This window comes from Spiroplasma cantharicola, from assembly GCF_001281045.1.
Taxonomy (GTDB): Bacteria; Bacillota_I; Bacilli_A; order Mycoplasmatales; family Mycoplasmataceae; genus Spiroplasma_A; species Spiroplasma_A cantharicola.
The window spans coordinates 207,947-226,961 of sequence record NZ_CP012622.1; the positions used below are offsets into that span (position 1 = coordinate 207,947).

Sequence of the window (19,015 nt, forward strand, 5' to 3'; positions counted from 1 at the left end):
ATTAAAAATTATTATTGAAAGTATTAAGAATTTAGTAAAATAAAAAAATTGCATTTCTGCAACTTTTTTATTAGTTAAAATTTTTAAATTAAATTTTTGATTTTTTCTTATAGATTAATGAGTTTAAATATATTAATACTGCAGAAAAAGTAATTCAACAAATTACAGCAACTGTTATATTAAATCCACCATTTAATTTCATTTCTAAATCTTTATAAAGAGATAAATCTTGATTGCTTATTTTCTCCTCTGATTTTTTTGTTCTTCTAATAATTTCTTCAATATCATTTTTTGAATAATATTTTAATGCTTTTGTAGGTTGCATCATAGCTGAAATTGATGAAACATAATCATTTACAAAAGGTTTTGTGTTATTACCTCTATAGATATATCATCAGTTATTAAAGAAATTTCCATTAGCAGAAGAATTATTTGATTTGAATTCAGAGTTATAATTAATACCATTATTTTTTATACTTAGTATATCATTGTCTGAATTATTGAAATCATTATACATTGAAGCTCTATAACCAGAAAGAATAATTCAATTAATTATCATAATTTCAGGATTTTTTTTATAGACTTTAAAAACTTCATTATTTTCTTCACTATTCAATTTTTCATCTTCAAACTTAAATGTATTTTTAATAATCAAAGGATTCTTTTTAAATATTGAATATGCTAAACCGTTTATTCCGCCAGGTTCACCATCTTTTATAATTGTCAAATAATTGTCATAGATATATTCAACTCAATTAAATAAGTCAAATAATTCTGGTAGTTGTGTTTTTAAATGATTTAAAGTAGGTTTAATTTTAATATAAACTTGTTTATCTGATCAAGCTTCTTCAGAAAGTAATCAATATTGGTTTTCAATACTATTATTATAAGTATCAATTTCTTTTGAACTTTCATAGATTATGTCAATAAGTTTTGCAATTTTATATTGACTTAGAATTTTTTGATCGCCATTAAAAAGATTTGCTTGACCATTTAAAAAAGCTCTTTTTTCAATATCACCAATATCTTCTTTCTCAAAACTATCATATCTGAAGTTAATTTCAGTTTCTTCAAAAATATCTTTGTAATCGTCATTATTTTTTAATGAATTATAAAATAAATGACCTAAATGCATATTAATATTGGTATTCATGTAACTAGTTTCTGAGATTTTATTTATACTTCCATTTAACTGAGTGCTTAAAGCTGCTCCAAAGGGATATATAAAAATTATTAAAGCTAATAGTAAATTATTTAAAATACCAATTGCAACACTAAAAGTCATTGAAATAGCTATTATAAAAGGTAGTAATACTATTGGCAAAAAGAAATAAAATGCTAATTGAGTTAGTAGAATGTCTTTGATAATTACTTGCTCATAACTTGAAATTAAAGTAAATAATAGTCCTAAATTAAAATTAATTAAAACATAAAATATTGATATAAATAAGGCAAGAGAATATCTATATAGGAAAGATTGTCATATCGGTATTCCAGCTCTCAGTTCAATATTTTGAATTCCATCATCTTTTTGTTTTTTAAAAAAGAAAAAAGCAATAAGAGTAAGAAAAATGCTAAAACAAAAACCACTACAAATATATGAGACTGCCTTAAATAAAGACAAGTTCATTAGTTGCATTTTAGGATAACTACTTGAAAGAGATTGCATAATAATAAATAATGAACTAATACAAATAAAAATTAATCCTGTAATAATAATTGATTTATTTCTTAAAGCTAACTTTAAATTTAAAAAATAAATAATAAATAAACTTTTGGTATTTTTACTTTTCATTTTTGATATCCTCCTTATACAAGTTTGAAATTAATTCAATATTTACTTTTTTTGGATCAATAAATTTTTTATAAATATCAATTATTAATTCCTTTTTATTGTTAAAACTTTTATCATAAACTATTTCTCCATTTTTAATTAAAACCAAATGGTTTGCTATTTCTTGAAGTTCTTCGATAATATGACTTGTAATAAGAATAGTAACTCCTAGTTTATTTAATTCTTTAAGAATTGAAATAAACTCTATTTTTGATTCAACATCCAAATTAGCTGTTGGTTCATCCAAAATAATGTATTTTGGTGAACGAACCAAGACACTTGCCATGATTGCCTTTTTCTTTCAACCTGCAGATAGTTCTTTAATTTTTTTATTTTTAAATTTATCTAAGCCAAGCATTTCATATATATTCTTGATTTTGTTTTCTAATTCTTTTCTTTTAATTCCATTTGCAGCACATAAAAATAAAATGTATTCATGTAATTTCATATCTAATGGAATATTGTTAGTATCTGGGAAAAAAGCTAATTTTTTTAGATTGTTATTTGAAAATAAATTTTCATTATCAATTAAAATATTTCCCTTTTTTAAATGCAATTCTCCAAAAATTGCTTTAATTGTTGTTGTTTTGCCAGCTCCATTGTCACCAACAAAAGCTATAATATCTTGGTCATTAATATTAAAACTGACATCTTTTATGCCAGTATTATTTTTAAAGACTCTTGTTAAATTTTTAATTTCTATCATTTGTTTTCCTCCACTGCCTTATTATATAGGTATATACTTTTTTTTTTTTTTTTTCAAATTTTACAATTTTTAACTAAAAAGTGGAAATTATTCCTATTAATTTAATAAAAATCATTTTCAAACTTTAAAAATCATTTTTAACAAATTTTACAAAAATGTATTTATATTAAAGCAATATTTTTTGTTATAATTAGAAATGTAAATGGATTGGTACTCAAGTTGGTGAAGAGGGCACCCTGCTAAGGTGTTAGGCCGGGCAACTGGCGCGAGAGTTCGAGTCTCTCTCAATCCGCCATTTTTTAAAAAACAAAACCAAGATTTTAAAATCTTGGTTTTTTATTTGAATATAAAAAGTATTACATATAAAATAAGTAATATGAAATATGTTAAGAGGTTTATAACATGAAAAAAAATGATAAAAATAAAGATTTAAGTGAAAATAAACCTAAAAAAGGTTTTCTTAAAAAAATATTTAAAGGAAAAGAAGAACAAAAAAAAGTTCTAAATATTGTTAAAAATAAAAAAATAAATAATTTGTATTTCTATACTGATGTAAATAATATTTTACTGATTTTAGAAAGAGGTATTAGACTTTTAAAAGATCAAAAACTTAAAAAAGACGAAGAGTATATTGTATGAACTTATTTGGAAAATGAAAATTCAATCGGATTAGAGTTTGACTCATCAACAAGAGCTCATTTTTGAAAATGAGCAAGTGAATCAAAAGTAGATATTGAAAAAATTAGTGTTATTGGGGTTGACCCACATAAGTTAGCTAAATTAACTAAAAATGATTGAGCACTTGATGAGGTTAAAAATATAGTTTATATTTATGAAACAATTCCATTAGAAGTAATTGATTTTATATTAATTAAAGATAAAGCAAATTTAAAAAGAATTCAAACATATGTAGAAGCAAATGATATTGATATTGATGTTTTCTTTGGTGAAACTGGAAATATTGATAAAAAGAAAGAGAGAAAATAATTAATGGCAAATAAAATGGAAAAAATAACATTAAGAGATGTAGATTTTAGTCAGTGATATACAGATGTTGTTAAAAATGCTGGACTTATGGAATATGGACCAGTAAAGGGAACTATGATTTTTAAACCACATGGTTATGCAATTTGAGAATTAATTCAAAAAATTGCAGATATTGAATTTAAAAAATTAGGAGTTCAAAATGTTTATTTTCCACTTTTAATACCTGAAAAATTATTTCTTGCTGAAAAAGAACATGTGGAAGGATTTGCACCAGAATTAGCAACTGTTACTAAAGTTGGAGATAAAAATCTGGGAGAAAATTTATTTATTAGACCTACAAGTGAAGTATTAGTGGCAGATTTTTTATCTAGAGAAATAAACTCATATAGGGATTTACCAGTAAAATACAATCAATGAGCAAATGTTATGAGATGAGAAAAAACAACTAGACCATTTTTGAGAAGTAGTGAGTTTTTATGACAAGAAGGTCATACATTTCATTCTTTAAAAGAAGAAGCAAAACAAATGACTTTAGATATTTTAGAAGTTTATAAAAAATTAGCCAATGATGTTCTTTTATTACCTGTAATTTCTGGAAGAAAAACTGAAAAAGAAAAATTTGCTGGGGCAAAAGAAACTTATACAATTGAATCACTTATGTATGATGGACAATCATTGCAGTCAGGTACTAGTCACTATTTTGAAGATAATTTTGCAAAGGCATTTAATATTAAGTTTCAAAATAAAAATCAAAAAGAAGAATATGCTTATTCTTCAAGTTGGGGTATATCAACAAGATTAATTGGTGCAATTATTATGACTCATTCAGATGATTTTGGGTTAGTTTTACCAAGTAAAGTAGCTCCAATTCAAATATCAATTATTGCAATAAATGATTCACAAGAGGTAATGACAGTTTCAAATGATTTGAAAACAAAATTAAACTCAAGTTTTCGTGTTGAATTGGATAAAAGTGATAAGTCTTTTGGTTTTAAAATTTCTGAAGCAGAAATAAAAGGAGTTCCAATTAGAATTGAAGTTGGACCTAGGGATTTAAAAGATGGAGTTGTTACTATTTCTAGAAGAGATTTAAGAAATAAAGTACAAATCAAATTAGCAGAAGTTGAAAATTATATAAATAAAGAAATTTTGGAACATGATAAAAACCTTTACAAAAAGGCTTTAAAAAATAGAACAGATAAAACTTTTAAAGCTAAGACTTTAAAAGAATATGTATCAATAATTGAAAAAACACCTGGATTTGTTTTAGTACCTTTTTGTGGGGAAATTGAGTGTGAAAATGATGTTAAACAGAAGACATCAACAAATTCAAGATGTATTCCAGAAGGTGTTGAACAAACTAAATCAAAATGCTTTAACTGCAATAAAGTATCAAGTTTGATGGTATATTTTGCAAGAGCTTATTAAAAATATTTTTAAAAAAAACAAATATGAAAGTATTTGTTTTTTTTAAATTAATTCTAAATAAAAGTTATAATAATTTTGTATTACGATAAAAAAGATAATGTTATTAAACTAATATTTTAAAAAAATAGAAGAATGGGTAACTGAAAGGAGGTTTTTGAATGAAATCAAAAACTGGAGATTTAGTTTTTGTTCATGCATACAAACACAATGGTAAATTATATAGATCATGAGAAAAAGTTAGTATTTTTGAAGAAACAGAAAATTACATCATATTAATTAATGAAGAAGTATTAATTACTGAAGTTACTGGGAGAAAATGAAAAACAAATGAACCAGCTATATGATTCTTTTTTAAAGAGGACTGATATAACATTATTTGTATGTTTAAAGAGCGGGGAATTAATTATTACTGTAACTTAGCGTCACCTTATATTTTTGAAGAAGGTACAGTAAAATATATCGATTATGATCTAGATTTTAAAGTTTTTAATGATTTTAGTTACAAAATATTGGACTTAAAGGAATTTAATCGAAATAGAATAACTTGAAATTATTCAAGAGATATTATTGAAAAAGTATGAAAAAGTGTTGATGAAATTAAAGAAAAAATTAAAACTAAACAAAAACCTTTTGTTCATGAATATGTAAATGATATTTGAAATAAATACTTAGAATTAAAAAATAAGGACTAGTTATACTAGTTTTTTTTAGTTACTAATAACAAATTAATTTTTATTAAAAGAATATTGGTTATAATATTTAAAGAAACTATGAGGCGATTAAAATGGATAAATCAAAAATTAGAAATTTCAGTATAATCGCTCATATTGATCATGGAAAATCTACTTTAGCTGATAGATTACTTGAACTAACTGGAAGTGTTGAAAAAAGAGATATGCAAGCACAACTTTTGGATTCAATGGATATTGAAAGAGAACGTGGAATTACAATTAAACTGAACTCAGTTCAATTAAAATATAAAGCAAAAGATGGAGAAGAATACATTTTTCATTTAATTGATACACCAGGTCATGTTGACTTTACATATGAGGTTTCAAGAAGTTTAGCTGCTTGTGAGGGTGCTTTGTTAGTAGTAGATGCAAGTCAGGGTATTGAAGCTCAGACATTGGCAAACGTTTACTTAGCATTAGACAATGATTTAGAAATAGTACCTATAATTAATAAAGTTGATTTACCTGCAGCAGAACCTGAAAGAGTTAAAGAAGAAATTGAAAAAGTAATTGGCATTGACTGTTCAAATGCTCCTATGATTAGTGCAAAAACTGGATTGAATGTTGAAGATGTTTTAGAAGCTATTGTAAAGTATGTTCCTGCACCATTAGATGCAGATGACAATAAGCCATTAAAAGCTTTAATTTTTGACTCTTATTATGATAAATATAGAGGTGTAATGGTTTCTGTAAGAATTATGGAAGGAACTGTTAAAGTTGGTGAAACTATTAAAATGATGCAATCACAAGCAACATATGAAGTAACAGAACTTGGTGTTAAAACTCCTTATGAACTAAAAAAGGATAAACTTGAAGCTGGAGAAGTTGGTTGAATTGCAGCAGCAATTAAAACTGTAAGAGATGTACATGTTGGAGATACTATCACTACTAAAGAAAATGGAACAAAAGAAGCTCTTGATGGATATAAAAAATTAAATCCAATGGTTTATTGTGGAATTTATCCAGTCGATACTGCAAGGTATAAAGATTTAAAAGAAGCATTAGAAAAAATCTCATTAAGTGATGCTAGTTTAGTTTATGAACCAGAAAGCTCTCAATCATTGGGGTTTGGATTTAGATGTGGGTTTTTAGGTTTATTGCATATGGATGTTATTCAAGAAAGACTTGAAAGAGAATATGACTTAATATTAATTGCTACAGCACCATCTGTAATATATAAAGTTACTCAAACAAATGAAGAGACAATTGAAATTGATAATCCAGCTTTTCTACCAGATCCTCAAAAAATTAAGTTTATTGAAGAACCTTTTGTAAAAGTTACAATTATGACTCCTGATCAATATTTGGGAGACTTGATGAGTTTATGTCAAGATAAAAGAGGTATTTATATTGATATTGAATATCTGGATGATATGAGAAGAACATTAATTTATGAAATGCCATTAAATGAAATAGTATTTGATTTTTTTAATAAATTAAAATCAATGTCGAAGGGCTATGCTTCATTTGATTATGAATTAGTTGGCTATAAACAATCTAAGTTAGTAAAAATGGATATTTTATTAAATGGAGATATCGTTGATGCTTTATCAACAATTGTACATAGAGATTTTGCTCAAGTACGAGGAAGAATCTTGACTGAAAAATTAAAAGAAATAATTCCAAGGCAAAATTTTGAAGTGCCAATTCAAGCTGCAATTGGTGGAAAAATAATAGCACGTGAAACAATTAAGGCAATGAGAAAAAATGTTTTGGCAAAATGTTATGGTGGAGATATTTCACGTAAGAAAAAATTATTAGAAAAACAAAAAGAAGGTAAAAAAAGAATGAAAGCTATTGGTTCTGTAGAAGTTCCACAAGAAGCTTTTATTGCTGTACTTAAATTAGATGATTAGGAGATAAATTTAATGAATTTTTTAATTGAATACTCAACGGAAAATGATATATTTGATCAAGCTTGACAAATTAGAAAAAAAGTTTTCTGTGAAGAACAAAAGTATCCAGAAGAAGATGAGTATGATAAATATGATTCTACAAGTTTTCATGTTATTGGTTTTGAAAATGACTTAGTAGTTTGTTGTGCAAGAATTTTAGAAAAAGAAGATGGTTGATATATTGGAAGGATTGCAGTATTAAAACAATTTAGAGGAAAAGGGATAGGTCATAAACTTATTAACTTTTTAGAAGAATTTATTAAAAAAAATTTTAACGCTACTGAAATTTTCTTAAATGCTCAAGAAACAGTTTTAAATCTATATAGAAAAAATGGCTTTGAAGTTATTTCTGATAAATTTTTAGATGGTGAAATATGACATTTTAAAATGAAAAAAAATTTAAAGATAAATAAGTAATTAGATATTAAAAAAGCAGTTATAAAAAAAGACATGTAAAAATTAAAAGCGCTTTTTTATATAAAAATTATATAATTGTTATCAATAAAATTATATAATTAAACATATAGGCGGTATTTAGATGAAAAAGATAAAAATTTGAAAAATTATAATAATGCTGTTAGTTTCTATTTCAATTATTCTAATTTTGCCCTGAATAACTGTAGATATAAATAATAAAATAGTATTTTCTAGTAGTGGATTTAATATAATAAGAGTAGGTTTATTAGCAACAGGATTAGTTTATGTTGCTATTAGTTTATTTTCAATCTTAGGAAAAAAAAGAGTAGAAAAAATATTTGGAGTATTTGATATTATTTTTAGTTTTTGGGTCATTATTATTTTATCTATGCATACATTTCTATATTTTAATATAGAAATTCAATTAAAAATGACTTATTTTATGCCATTATTATCTCTTTTGATTGTAGATTTAATTATTACAATTGTTGATATATCAATTAACTATGAAAATATTTCATTTAAAAATAGTATTCAAAGAACAAATTCAATTGCAAATAAAATTAATGATGAAAATTATGCAAATCAAGATTCTCTTAAAGATGTATCAGATTTAAAAAATAAAATTCTTAATATGAAAAGTGGATTAAATAAATCATATGAAGAAGCAATTCATGAAATAGAAAGAACAGGAGCTTTAAATGGATTAGATATGTCTTCATTAATAAAAGAGGATGAACAAGAATCTAAAAAAGACAAAATAATTCCATTTTCAGTTGAAGAAAATCAACAGATATTAAATGATATTGAAAATTCATTTAAACAACAAGAAAATCAACAATCAGAGTCAAATAATAATTTAATAAATGAATGAAAAAAAATAGATGAAGAATTAGAATTACCACTAAGTTTTGATGATCCAATAGCAAATTCTCAAAGTGATAAAAATTATCAAGATATTGATTCATCAACTCTTGAAACTAGTGAAATAAGATTTACTTCAAGAAGAACAAATACAGATGAAAATAAACATTAAAAGAATTTAAACATTTATTTTGTTTAAAATTTTTTTTATATAGAATTATAGTATTAGGTGAATTTATGAAAAAAGAAAAAGTTTTAAAAAAAGAAAAAACTAAAATTAAGAAAATTAATTTTAAGAACTTTAAAACAGGTTCAATTTTTTTTATGACTATCTTATTAATATTTAGAATATTAATGGTAATTTTTTGACTATTAGCACCAATAATTGTTGGTTTTACAATTGGATTCGATGATGGAATACGAAATTTAGTAAAATTTATTGGTATATTTATTTATCCAGATAGAGTATCATCCAATACTACAATTATAATAAATGTAATAGCACCTCTTTCATGACTATTAACTTTGTTAATACTACTTTTTGCAGATGTTAAACCTTTTTTTAACAAGAAGAAATGAACACAAAGAGCTACTTTAGCATTTAATTTAATGTTTTGACCTTTACTATTTATTGGACTTATTTATGGAATATATTTTTTAATTCCAATTCTTCAAATTGGAAATCCAGTAACAGACCCAACAGACCCAAATTATGATCCAATATATCAGGCATGAAAATCCTTAAAAGATAGTTATTCTCCATTTAGTAGTTGAATGATTGCTTTACAATGTATGTATGGAGTTATTGTAGTATTTGGAATGTTTTCAATTTTTGAGGCACATATGGTTAGAAAAATGAAATTGGATTACACTGACTTTTACATTAAAGACCAAAACTCAAGAAGTTTAGTTAATCAAGTAATTGAAGGAAAAATTGAGTTTGGAGAGTTTGAACCAGATGAAATTAATAATGAACTTAAAAGAATAAGAAAAGAAACAATAGAAGAAGAAAAAAGAATGAAATTTGAAAAATTTCAGAAAATGGAAGAAGAATACATAAACAAAAAGAAAGAAAAAAAAGAAAGAAAAAATGCAAAAAGAAAGAAAAAGGGTAAAACTGAATAAAAGCTTAAGTTATAAAGGTCAACAAATTGAGTATTGTTTAACTTTAAAAGACCAGAAATTTATTAGACTTAAGTTAGAAGATACAAGCATTAATGTTTCAGCTCCATTTCATGCATATGATTGAGAAATTGAGCAATTAATATATAAAAATATTCAAAAAATTCAAAAAATAATTGATTATAGAGAAAAAAACCAATTTTTTTTAATTTCAGAAAATGGTTTTGTTAAAATGAATGATCAGAAATATGCAGCAAGATTTTTAGAAAAAATTGATAGAAAAGAAAAACTTGATTTTAAACTTTATGAAACAAAGGAAGAAACTGTAAAAAGAATGTATAAAAAATTATCTATAAATTACTTTTTCTATTTTGAAAGTGTTATCAATAAATATAAGCAAATAATGAATTTAGACTTTAAAAATCTTTCTGTTAAAGTTATGAAAGGCAAATGAGGTGTTTGCTTTCCTGAAAAATCAAAAATAGTTTTAAATACAAGGTTAATTCACTTTCCAACTGTTGCGTTAGAGTATGTTGTTATTCATGAACTTAGTCATTTAGTGCATAAAAATCACTCAAAGGACTTTTGAAGGCATGTTGAGCGATATATGCCAAATTATAAAAAGGTAAGTGAAATACTAAAAGTGAATGTATTATAAAGTATAATAACTTTATGGAGAAAAACTTATGGGATGAAAACGCGAATTTAAAAAAATGCAAAAAGAGACTAAAAAAGCTTCTAATCTTTTTGATAATTCTGAAGATATTTCAAGTTTAATTCTTTGAGAAAGAGCTATGAGTTCTGCAAGTCATTGAAAAGTTGATAATTTAGTTATTGATATTTCAAAGTTTAATGGTTTGATTCAAGAAATAATTATAAATCAAATTATGCCAGATAATATTAGTGCATACTCATGAAATTTAGGTTCAATATCAATAGTTGAAAAATTTTACGCTTATCCTATGGCAAGTTATTTCAAAGAAACATATAATAGTATTTCAAATAGACTAGGTGTTTATGAAGCTACATTAATTGTTTTAAGTTGCTCAAAATTTAGTTATTATATAACTAAGAAATTTTGGAAATTATTTAATTACACCTTTGCAAATAAAAATATAAATGAAATTCCATTATTAAGAGTTTTTGAAGTTATGCAAAGAACCTCTTTGGAAGCTTTAGAAGGAATTATTGAGAAGTCTTTTTTACTAATTGATAAAAGAAAATTAGATCCATATAAACATCATTTATTAATTGAAGAAATTATTGATTTAGGAGATGATTTTACTTATCACTGATCAAGAATGTATGATCAAGTGATTGACTTAACTGTTGAAACTTTTATCTTTCAAAGTAAATATGGTAAGCCAAATAACCCATCTAAATCAACAGTAGAATCTGATTTTTTCTCGGTAGAAGATGAAGATGACTTTGATGATTTCTTTGAAAAAACAAAAACACTTGTGTTTAATGATGAGGTAAATGACGCATTCAATTATTTTGGTATATCAAAAATAGCAAAGCCAGATGAGTTTAAAAAAATTTATAGAAAAATGGCAAAGCAATTTCATCCAGACTTAAATTCAGATCAATCATCTGCAACAGAAATGAAAAAAATTAATTTATTTAAAGAAATTGTTGAAAAATATTATGAGAAGTATGAGATCTTTTAAAAGTAATTAATTTAAAATTGCAAAATAGATGTTCTATAATTAATTAAATATTTGAAACAATTTTATTGATTTTCTATTTTAATTTTGTATTAGTTCTAATGTAATCTAATTAAATTAGAAGATAGACATTTTGAATATTTTAAAAAATTGTTTTATTATAAAAATATTTAGAAGATGGGGCTATTATTAATTTATGAGCAAGTATTATAAATTGATATATTATTTATAATATTTAGATTGAATAGTGGGAGACAGTTGATGGTAATCAAAGAATATGAAGAGTACAGTTTTATACAAAGTGATTTATTAAGTAAAGAGATTTTTATTTTATATTCAATTTTTGGAGGAGAAAGCAAGTTCTTAAAAGTAATTCAGCAAGAATGATTTGAGACTAAAGATATTGAAAAGTTTAGGGACTTTATTGAACTAAAATTTGATGAAATAGAAGTGAAACAAAAGAGTCAAGTTGATAGAGATAGTTTAAGTTGTTTACTAAGAATGATATCAATTTGTGATAATTTTTTTGAATATGAATATTTATATGATTCAAGTAGAGTTCTATTTTTAGAGTCTAAAAAAGAAGTTATGAATAATTTAAAAACTTATGATTATGCCTTTAAAGAACTTATGGACTTAAACTATAAAAGTTTTATTGAAGAGATTAATACAATGAAGATTTCAAAGAAATATATTTTAGTTACAAATGATATTAAACATATTATAAATAGATGTGAAGAAATAAATGACTTTTATTTGATAATTAAAGAAGCATATAAAATAAATGATTTACTAAGTGACTTATTAGATTTATTAGAAGAAGATGAGGATAATAGTTTTCAATTTGGTACAGATGATGAAGTTATTCTTTACAATTTTGCAATTTATCATTCAACAAAAATTTATTTTTCATTATTGCTAAGAGAACATATTATTTCTGAAGAAGAAAGAATAACAAATACTATAATTGATGAAAATAAACCGTTAATTCAAGAAGAAGAATTAAGAATATCAGAAACTAAAATGCTCTCTGATCAAAGTAAAGAAATTTTTTATAAGACTTTAAAAAATTAGACCAGCTTAAATTAAGTTGGTTTTTTTATATAAAATATTTTCTCTTATTAAAAATATTTTAGTGTTTAATTTTGCAAAGTATTAATATATCTATTAATTTTAATTTTTATATAATATATATAATATTAAAAAATCTAAAATTTAGTCAATAAAAAGGGGTTTTTATGAAAAAAATACCATTTTCCGTAATGTTCAAAATGAATTTAGGATTATTATTAATAGATAAAGCTTTGTTAATATTATCAATATTGTCAATTATAATGGGTTTTTCTGTAAACACAGTATTTATAATAATGAAAACCAACGCTGATTTTATAACATTTTATAATTTTTTCTTTTTATTTTTTACAGGCGCATTTTGAATAATTATAACAATGAGACTTGTCTTTCTTTTTTTATATTCCAAAATTGAAGATAAAACAATTTATATTATTTCTGTTCACCAAATTTCTAGAAAAAAAATATTTATTTCTCAATGATCAGTTATGATAATGTTTTCAATTACTTTGAGCTTAATCAATTTTCTTATGATTAATATCATTTCATTAATAGTGAATTTAGATATAAACTTAGTGGTTTTTCGAACTACCCTTGTTCACTTTATATATACTATTTTTATTTCAATTTGTTTAATCAACTTTTTTACTTTATTAAGTTTGTTGCTGAAAAGCTCAATTACAACTATTTTAATTACCTTAATGCTAGCAGCTACATTTATATCTAGTTTGCCATATCAATTTTTAAAAAATAGCGAAAAGCTTAATAATATATCATTTAATTCTAATGTAGGAACACCTTATGTTTCTAAAATAGATAATGTATATAATGTGTTTGATTTACAACATAATATTAAAAATGGTTATATTAAATATCCAAATTTATCAAAGCATATAAATGATTATTTTGTTGAAAATCAATTTAGAAAAGATCAATTTTCATCAAGTTCAAATTTAAAATTAAGATATGATTTTTGAAATTCACTTGGAGTGATTAATAATAAATCAGTAGATATTAATTCAAGTGATTTAACAATTAAATCATTACCAAAGCAATGGACAAATCCCGAAATAATACAAGGTTCTAAAGTTGAACTAAATTTAACTTTTAATTATCTTTTTTATTCTGTAGAAGAAATCGAAAGTATTATTGTTAATATGGAAGATGGTTCCAAAGAAAAAATTATATTAATTGAATTGATAGAATTTACAAAAAGTATTAATAGTTTTTATATTGATGATTTTTCATTTCAAAATGAAACAAGAGATGTTTTTGGAGATATGGTAAGTTTAAAACAAGGTTATATTAAATCAAAAAATGGTAGTCAAGAAACAGTATATAATGAAAGTAATTTAAAAAATAGTTATCAATTACATTTTATTGATGGATTAGATGGAGTTCAATTTCAAAATTCAAAAGAATCAAAGGAATTATTTGAAGATAATTTATATAATCCTTTATATTTGTCAGTTAGGCTTTTAGAAAACTATTTTATAAATTATACTTCTGATTTTGTAATTTTTAATAATTATAAAGTTAATACAACAAGTGAAGAATGAAAAAAATATAGTAAATTAAGAACTGGATACAATATATTTTATATGTTTAATTTTATTGGAAGCACAATGTCAATATATACAAATTACTCTGGATTATCATATGATGATATTTGATTTGATCCTTCACAAAAATCAAATATTGATTTAATTGGCCAACAAAATATTTTTTTAAATTATCATACTTATACTTTTAAATTAGATGAAAATAATAAAATGAGGCCTGATTCATACAATAATTATATTAAATCTTATTGATTTTTATTTTTTCAATTATTTATAGCATCTATTAATTTTACTTTTGGAATTTATTTTTTCAATAGAAAGGATCTGACATAATGAATCAAGATTTAATAGAATTTAGTAAGTTTTCAAAAAAATTTCATAAAAATCAAATAGGGGAATTATCATTTACAGTAAAACCAAATAGAGTAACTGCTGTAATTGGAAGAAGTGGTAGTGGAAAATCTGTAATTTTAAATTCTTTAATTGGAGCAATTAAAAATTATAAAGGGACTATAAAATTAAATAATAGAGATAGAAAAAAAAGAGATAGTTATAAAGACAACAGTTCAATTGGTTTTTATACTCAAATGGACTTTTCTTTATACGACATTTCAGCTTATAAATTTTTACAAATTATTTGTCCAAGTTTTGGAATAAATAAAAAAGATTTAAATAGTAAAATAGAGCAATGAATGAAATTTTTTGATATCTGAGATAGTAAAGATAAAAGTCTCAAAAATTATTCTTGGGGAATGAAAAATAGAATGAATTTAATTTTGTGTTTTATTAAAGATCCTAAAATTATAATTCTCGATGAACCAGGAGCAAATTTAGACTCAATATGAAGAAATAAAGTAAAAAATCTTCTTATTAAAGAAAAAAAAGAAGGTAAAACTATTATTATAACTGTTCATAATATTGATGAAATTGCAGATATTATTGATGATTATTTAATTATTGATGCGGGAAAAATTATTTTTTATGGTTCAAGTGAAGAGTTAAATATTTATACTAAATATAAGATTTTTTTCTTTGAAAATATAAATCATCAAAAACTACGTAATTTTTTAAATGAAAATAAAATTAAGTCATTTAAATATGATGAAGAGGAAAAGTCACTTGTATTTGCAACAAATAATGCAAAAGAAATAAATTGAATATTCTTGTACTTGTTAAAAGAAGGAATTCCGATATTTAATTTAATTAAGTTAAATATAAATATGGATTCTATATTTAAAGCAATTGAAAATAAGCAGATTAAAAGAACAAAAATTTAATAAATACTTTAAAAAGATTATTAGGTCAATTAAAAAATTTGACCTATTTTTAATATAACAATAATTTTTAAAAAAATAAATATAGATTTTTATTGGTATAATATTTAAATATTTGTTATTATCAATAGGTTATTAAATAGGAGAAACTTATGAATAAAAAAATTATTAATATTGCAGTTATTGCTCACGTTGATGCTGGAAAATCTACATTAGTAGATGCTTTTTTAAATCAGTCTAATGTTTTTAGAGCAAATGAAGAAATAAAAGAACAAGTTATGGATAGTAATGATCAAGAAAGAGAACGTGGAATTACAATTTATTCAAAAAATTGTGCTATTGAATATAACGACTACAAAATTAATATTGTAGATACTCCAGGCCATGCCGATTTTTCAAGTGAAGTAGAACGTATTATGAAAACAGTAGATACAGTTATTTTATTAGTGGATTCAGCTGAAGGTCCAATGCCTCAAACAAGATTTGTATTATCAAAAGCGTTAGAGTTAGGTTTAAGACCAATTCTTTTAATTAATAAAATTGATAAAAAAGACCAAAGAGCATTGGAAGTTGTTGATGAGGTTTTAGAATTATTTATGGAATTAAATGCAAATGATGAACAAATTGAATTTCCTTCATTATTTGGAACTGCTCGTGATGGGATTGTTCAATATTCTATGGAAGAAAAAAGTGAAAATTTAGGTCCCTTATTTGAAACAATTATTAAACAAGTTGGAAATTACCCATTGGAATTAGCAAAAGAGCCAGTTCAACTTCAAATTTCATCTTTAGCTTACGACTCATTTATTGGAAGATTAGGAGTTGGAAGATTATTTAAAGGTGTTCTTAAAGAAGGACAACAAGTTGCAATTTCAAAAAATGATGGATCAGTAACAAAGGGAAAAATTTCAGGTCTATTTATATATGAGGGTTTAAAAAGAGTTGCTGTAAAAGAAGCACAAGCAGGAGAAATTGTTGTTATATCAGGAATTGGTGATTTAACAATAGGTGATACAGTTTGTGAGCCAGATAAAATTGATGCATTGCCTTCAATTGTAATTGAAGAGCCAACAATGAGTATGAATTTTTTGGTTAATACTTCACCATTTGCAGGAAAAGTTGGAAAATATGTAACAACAAGAAATATTAAAGAAAGATTAGATAAAGAATTAGAAGTAAATGTTGGTTTAAGAGTTGAAGCTTTAACGGATTCATCAGCGGATGGATTTAAAGTTCTTGGTAGAGGAGAACTTCATTTATCTGTTTTAATTGAAACAATGAGAAGAGAAGGTTTTGAATTAGGTATATCAAGACCTGAAGTTGTTGTAAAAATTGATGAAAAAGGTCAAAAATTGGAGCCAATGGAAAGAGTTATTATTGATGTGCCAACAGAATTTTCTGGTACAGTAATTAATAAATTGAACCTGAGAAAAGGTATGATGGTTGACATGGATTCAGATGGTATAAGAGATAAAGTTACTTACCATATACCAACAAGAGGATTAATTGGATTTAAATCAGAATTCACTAATGATACTCGTGGTGAGGGTGTTATGGTAAAATCAAGCATTGGTTATGAAGAATATAAAGGTAAAATTGAAGGAAGACAAAACGGAACTCTTGTTTCAATGGCAAATGGAATAACACTTCCATATGCTTTGAATAATCTTGAAGAAAGAGGAATATTATTTGTAGGCCCTCAAGTTGAAGTTTATGATGGAATGATTGTAGGATTACATTCAAGAGATAATGATTTAAATGTAAATCCAACTACAGGAAAAAAATTAACAAACACTAGAGCATCAGGAAGTGATGATTCAGTAAAGTTAACACCAGCAAAAAAATTCACTTTAGAAGAAGCTTTAGAGTTTATTGAATGAGATGAACTTGTTGAAGTTACACCAGAAGATATTAGATTAAGAAAAAAATGACTTTCAGAAAATGAAAGAAAACAACATAGAAATGATCCACACTAAAAATTCCATATTGGAATTTTTTTTTAAAAAAAGTTCCAATATTATATTAGAAAAAAATATCTAAATATACAAAAATAGGTTTATTATAGAAATGTAAGGAGAATTTAATATGTCAAAAATAACAAGTATCATAGCACGTGAAGTTTTAGACTCACGTGGTTTTCCAACTGTTCAAGTTGATGTTACAACTGAATTTGGTGGATTTGGAACTGCAAAAGTTCCATCAGGAGCTTCAACTGGTTCTAGAGAAGCACTAGAATTAAGAGATGGAGACAAAAAACGTTTTAATGGTAAAGGTGTTTTAAAAGCTGTTGCAAATGTAAATACTAAAATTGCAAAAGAAATTATTGGAATGGAAGTAACAGAGCAAGTAAAAATAGATACAAAAATGTGTCAATTAGATGGTGATGACTTTAAGAAAAATTTAGGAGCAAATGCTATTTTAGGTGTTTCTTTAGCTGTTGCTAAAGCTGCTGCAAGTGAATTAGAAATTCCATTATACAGATATATTGGAGGAACAAACGCAAGAAGATTGCCAGTACCAATGTTAAATGTTATTAACGGAGGAGAACATGCAGATTCTGCAATTGACTTTCAAGAATTTATGATTATGCCAGTTGGTGCGCCAACATTTAGTGAATCTTTAAGATGAGCTTCAGAAACTTTCCAAGCACTAAAATCTTTATTACATGATAAAAAAGATATTACAGCTGTTGGTGATGAAGGTGGATTTGCACCAAATTTTGCTTGAGCATATCCGAAAGAAACTATTGAAGCTTTCAAAGCAAAAACTCCAGTTGAAGTTGCTTTAGATTTATTAGTTGAAGCAATTAAAAAAGCTGGTTATAAAACTGGTAAAGATGGTATTATGATCGCAATGGATTGTGCCAATTCAGAATTATATATTAATGGAAAATATCACTTTAAGAAAATTGAAAAATTAACAGGAAAAGAATGAGCTTTAACAACTGATGAAATGGTTTCATTCTTAGATAAATTAGTTGATAAATATCCAATTATTTCAATTGAAGATGGATTAGCTGAATCAGATTGAGATGGATTCCAAAAACAAGTGAAAACAATGGGACATAAAATCCAAATTGTTGGAGATGACTTATTTGTAACAAACCCAAAAATTACTGCTGAGGGAATTGAAAAAAAAGCTGCCAACTCAGTTTTAATTAAATTAAATCAAATTGGAACATTAACAGAAACAATTGAAACAATTCAAATGGCTCAAAAGGCTGGATGAACTGCAGTTACTTCACACCGTTCAGGTGAAACTGAAGATTCAACAATTGCTGATTTGGCTGTTGCTTTAAATACAGGACAAATCAAAACAGGTTCAATGTCAAGATCTGATAGAATTGCAAAATACAACAGATTAATTGAAATTGAAGCTGAATTAGGCGAAGCTGCAATTTATGATGGTTTAAAATCATTTTATAACTTAACAAAATAATTAATAAAGGAATCTTAAT

General features: G+C 24.5%; 16 protein-coding genes and 1 tRNA gene. 15 read left to right on the forward strand and 2 right to left on the reverse strand.

Features of this window, described 5'->3' with window-relative positions; translation table 4 throughout:
- Nucleotides 1–88: 88 nt before the first annotated feature.
- Nucleotides 89–1,795 (reverse strand): ABC-2 transporter permease, encoded by a 1,707-nt coding sequence (locus tag SCANT_RS00930; RefSeq protein ID WP_053945854.1) that lies wholly within the window; start codon nucleotides 1,793–1,795, stop codon nucleotides 89–91.
- On the reverse strand, nucleotides 1,785–2,540 hold the full coding sequence (locus SCANT_RS00935; protein WP_053945855.1) for an ABC transporter ATP-binding protein: 756 nt from the start codon (nucleotides 2,538–2,540) through the stop codon (nucleotides 1,785–1,787). The genes SCANT_RS00930 and SCANT_RS00935 overlap by 11 nt, the downstream gene beginning before the upstream one ends.
- Nucleotides 2,541–2,744: 204 nt before the next feature.
- On the opposite strand from SCANT_RS00935, the gene SCANT_RS00940 reads away from it, so the two are divergent.
- The 15 genes from SCANT_RS00940 (at nucleotide 2,745) to eno (ending at nucleotide 18,996) form a co-directional block, all read left to right on the forward strand.
- Nucleotides 2,745–2,835: transfer RNA gene (locus SCANT_RS00940), tRNA-Ser, on the forward strand.
- Between the two features lie 107 nt (nucleotides 2,836–2,942).
- A complete protein-coding gene (locus SCANT_RS00945) occupies nucleotides 2,943–3,527 on the forward strand; it encodes a hypothetical protein (protein ID WP_053945856.1) in 585 nt (194 codons plus the stop codon).
- A 3-nt stretch (nucleotides 3,528–3,530) separates the two neighbouring features.
- Entirely contained in the window at nucleotides 3,531–4,955 is a 1,425-nt protein-coding gene (gene proS, locus SCANT_RS00950) for a proline--tRNA ligase (RefSeq protein WP_053945857.1), read from the forward strand.
- A 158-nt stretch (nucleotides 4,956–5,113) separates the two neighbouring features.
- Nucleotides 5,114–5,647 carry a DUF402 domain-containing protein gene (locus tag SCANT_RS00955; RefSeq protein WP_053945858.1) on the forward strand — a complete coding sequence of 178 codons (534 nt, stop codon included), beginning with the start codon at nucleotides 5,114–5,116 and terminating at the stop codon, nucleotides 5,645–5,647.
- A 92-nt stretch (nucleotides 5,648–5,739) separates the two neighbouring features.
- Nucleotides 5,740–7,542: a translation elongation factor 4 gene (lepA, locus tag SCANT_RS00960; RefSeq protein ID WP_053945859.1), complete on the forward strand. Its 1,803-nt coding sequence runs from the start codon at nucleotides 5,740–5,742 to the stop codon at nucleotides 7,540–7,542.
- Between the two features lie 12 nt (nucleotides 7,543–7,554).
- Nucleotides 7,555–7,998, forward strand: coding sequence for a GNAT family N-acetyltransferase (locus tag SCANT_RS00965; protein ID WP_053945860.1), 444 nt, complete (start codon nucleotides 7,555–7,557; stop codon nucleotides 7,996–7,998).
- A gap of 121 nt (nucleotides 7,999–8,119) precedes the next feature.
- A complete protein-coding gene (locus SCANT_RS00970) occupies nucleotides 8,120–9,034 on the forward strand; it encodes a hypothetical protein (protein ID WP_053945861.1) in 915 nt (304 codons plus the stop codon).
- A gap of 65 nt (nucleotides 9,035–9,099) precedes the next feature.
- The gene (locus SCANT_RS00975; RefSeq protein WP_053945862.1) at nucleotides 9,100–9,987 is read left to right on the forward strand and encodes a hypothetical protein; all 888 of its coding nucleotides are present in this window, start codon (nucleotides 9,100–9,102) and stop codon (nucleotides 9,985–9,987) included.
- Nucleotides 9,953–10,642, forward strand: a complete 690-nt coding sequence (locus SCANT_RS00980) for a M48 family metallopeptidase (RefSeq protein WP_053945863.1) — start codon at nucleotides 9,953–9,955, stop codon at nucleotides 10,640–10,642. Before SCANT_RS00975 ends, SCANT_RS00980 begins: the two co-directional genes overlap by 35 nt.
- A 28-nt stretch (nucleotides 10,643–10,670) precedes the next feature.
- Entirely contained in the window at nucleotides 10,671–11,654 is a 984-nt protein-coding gene (locus SCANT_RS00985) for a DnaJ domain-containing protein (protein ID WP_053945864.1), read from the forward strand.
- Between the two features lie 258 nt (nucleotides 11,655–11,912).
- On the forward strand, nucleotides 11,913–12,725 hold the full coding sequence (locus SCANT_RS00990; RefSeq protein WP_053945865.1) for a hypothetical protein: 813 nt from the start codon (nucleotides 11,913–11,915) through the stop codon (nucleotides 12,723–12,725).
- A gap of 164 nt (nucleotides 12,726–12,889) precedes the next feature.
- Nucleotides 12,890–14,617 (forward strand): ABC transporter permease, encoded by a 1,728-nt coding sequence (locus tag SCANT_RS00995; RefSeq protein ID WP_053945866.1) that lies wholly within the window; start codon nucleotides 12,890–12,892, stop codon nucleotides 14,615–14,617.
- The gene (locus SCANT_RS05250; RefSeq protein ID WP_083434187.1) at nucleotides 14,617–15,561 is read left to right on the forward strand and encodes an ATP-binding cassette domain-containing protein; all 945 of its coding nucleotides are present in this window, start codon (nucleotides 14,617–14,619) and stop codon (nucleotides 15,559–15,561) included. The genes SCANT_RS00995 and SCANT_RS05250 overlap by 1 nt, the downstream gene beginning before the upstream one ends.
- A gap of 149 nt (nucleotides 15,562–15,710) precedes the next feature.
- Entirely contained in the window at nucleotides 15,711–17,534 is a 1,824-nt protein-coding gene (gene typA, locus SCANT_RS01005; RefSeq protein WP_053945867.1) for a translational GTPase TypA, read from the forward strand.
- 109 nt (nucleotides 17,535–17,643) lie between these two features.
- Nucleotides 17,644–18,996 carry a phosphopyruvate hydratase gene (gene eno, locus SCANT_RS01010; protein ID WP_053945868.1) on the forward strand — a complete coding sequence of 451 codons (1,353 nt, stop codon included), beginning with the start codon at nucleotides 17,644–17,646 and terminating at the stop codon, nucleotides 18,994–18,996.
- Nucleotides 18,997–19,015: the final 19 nt, after the last annotated feature.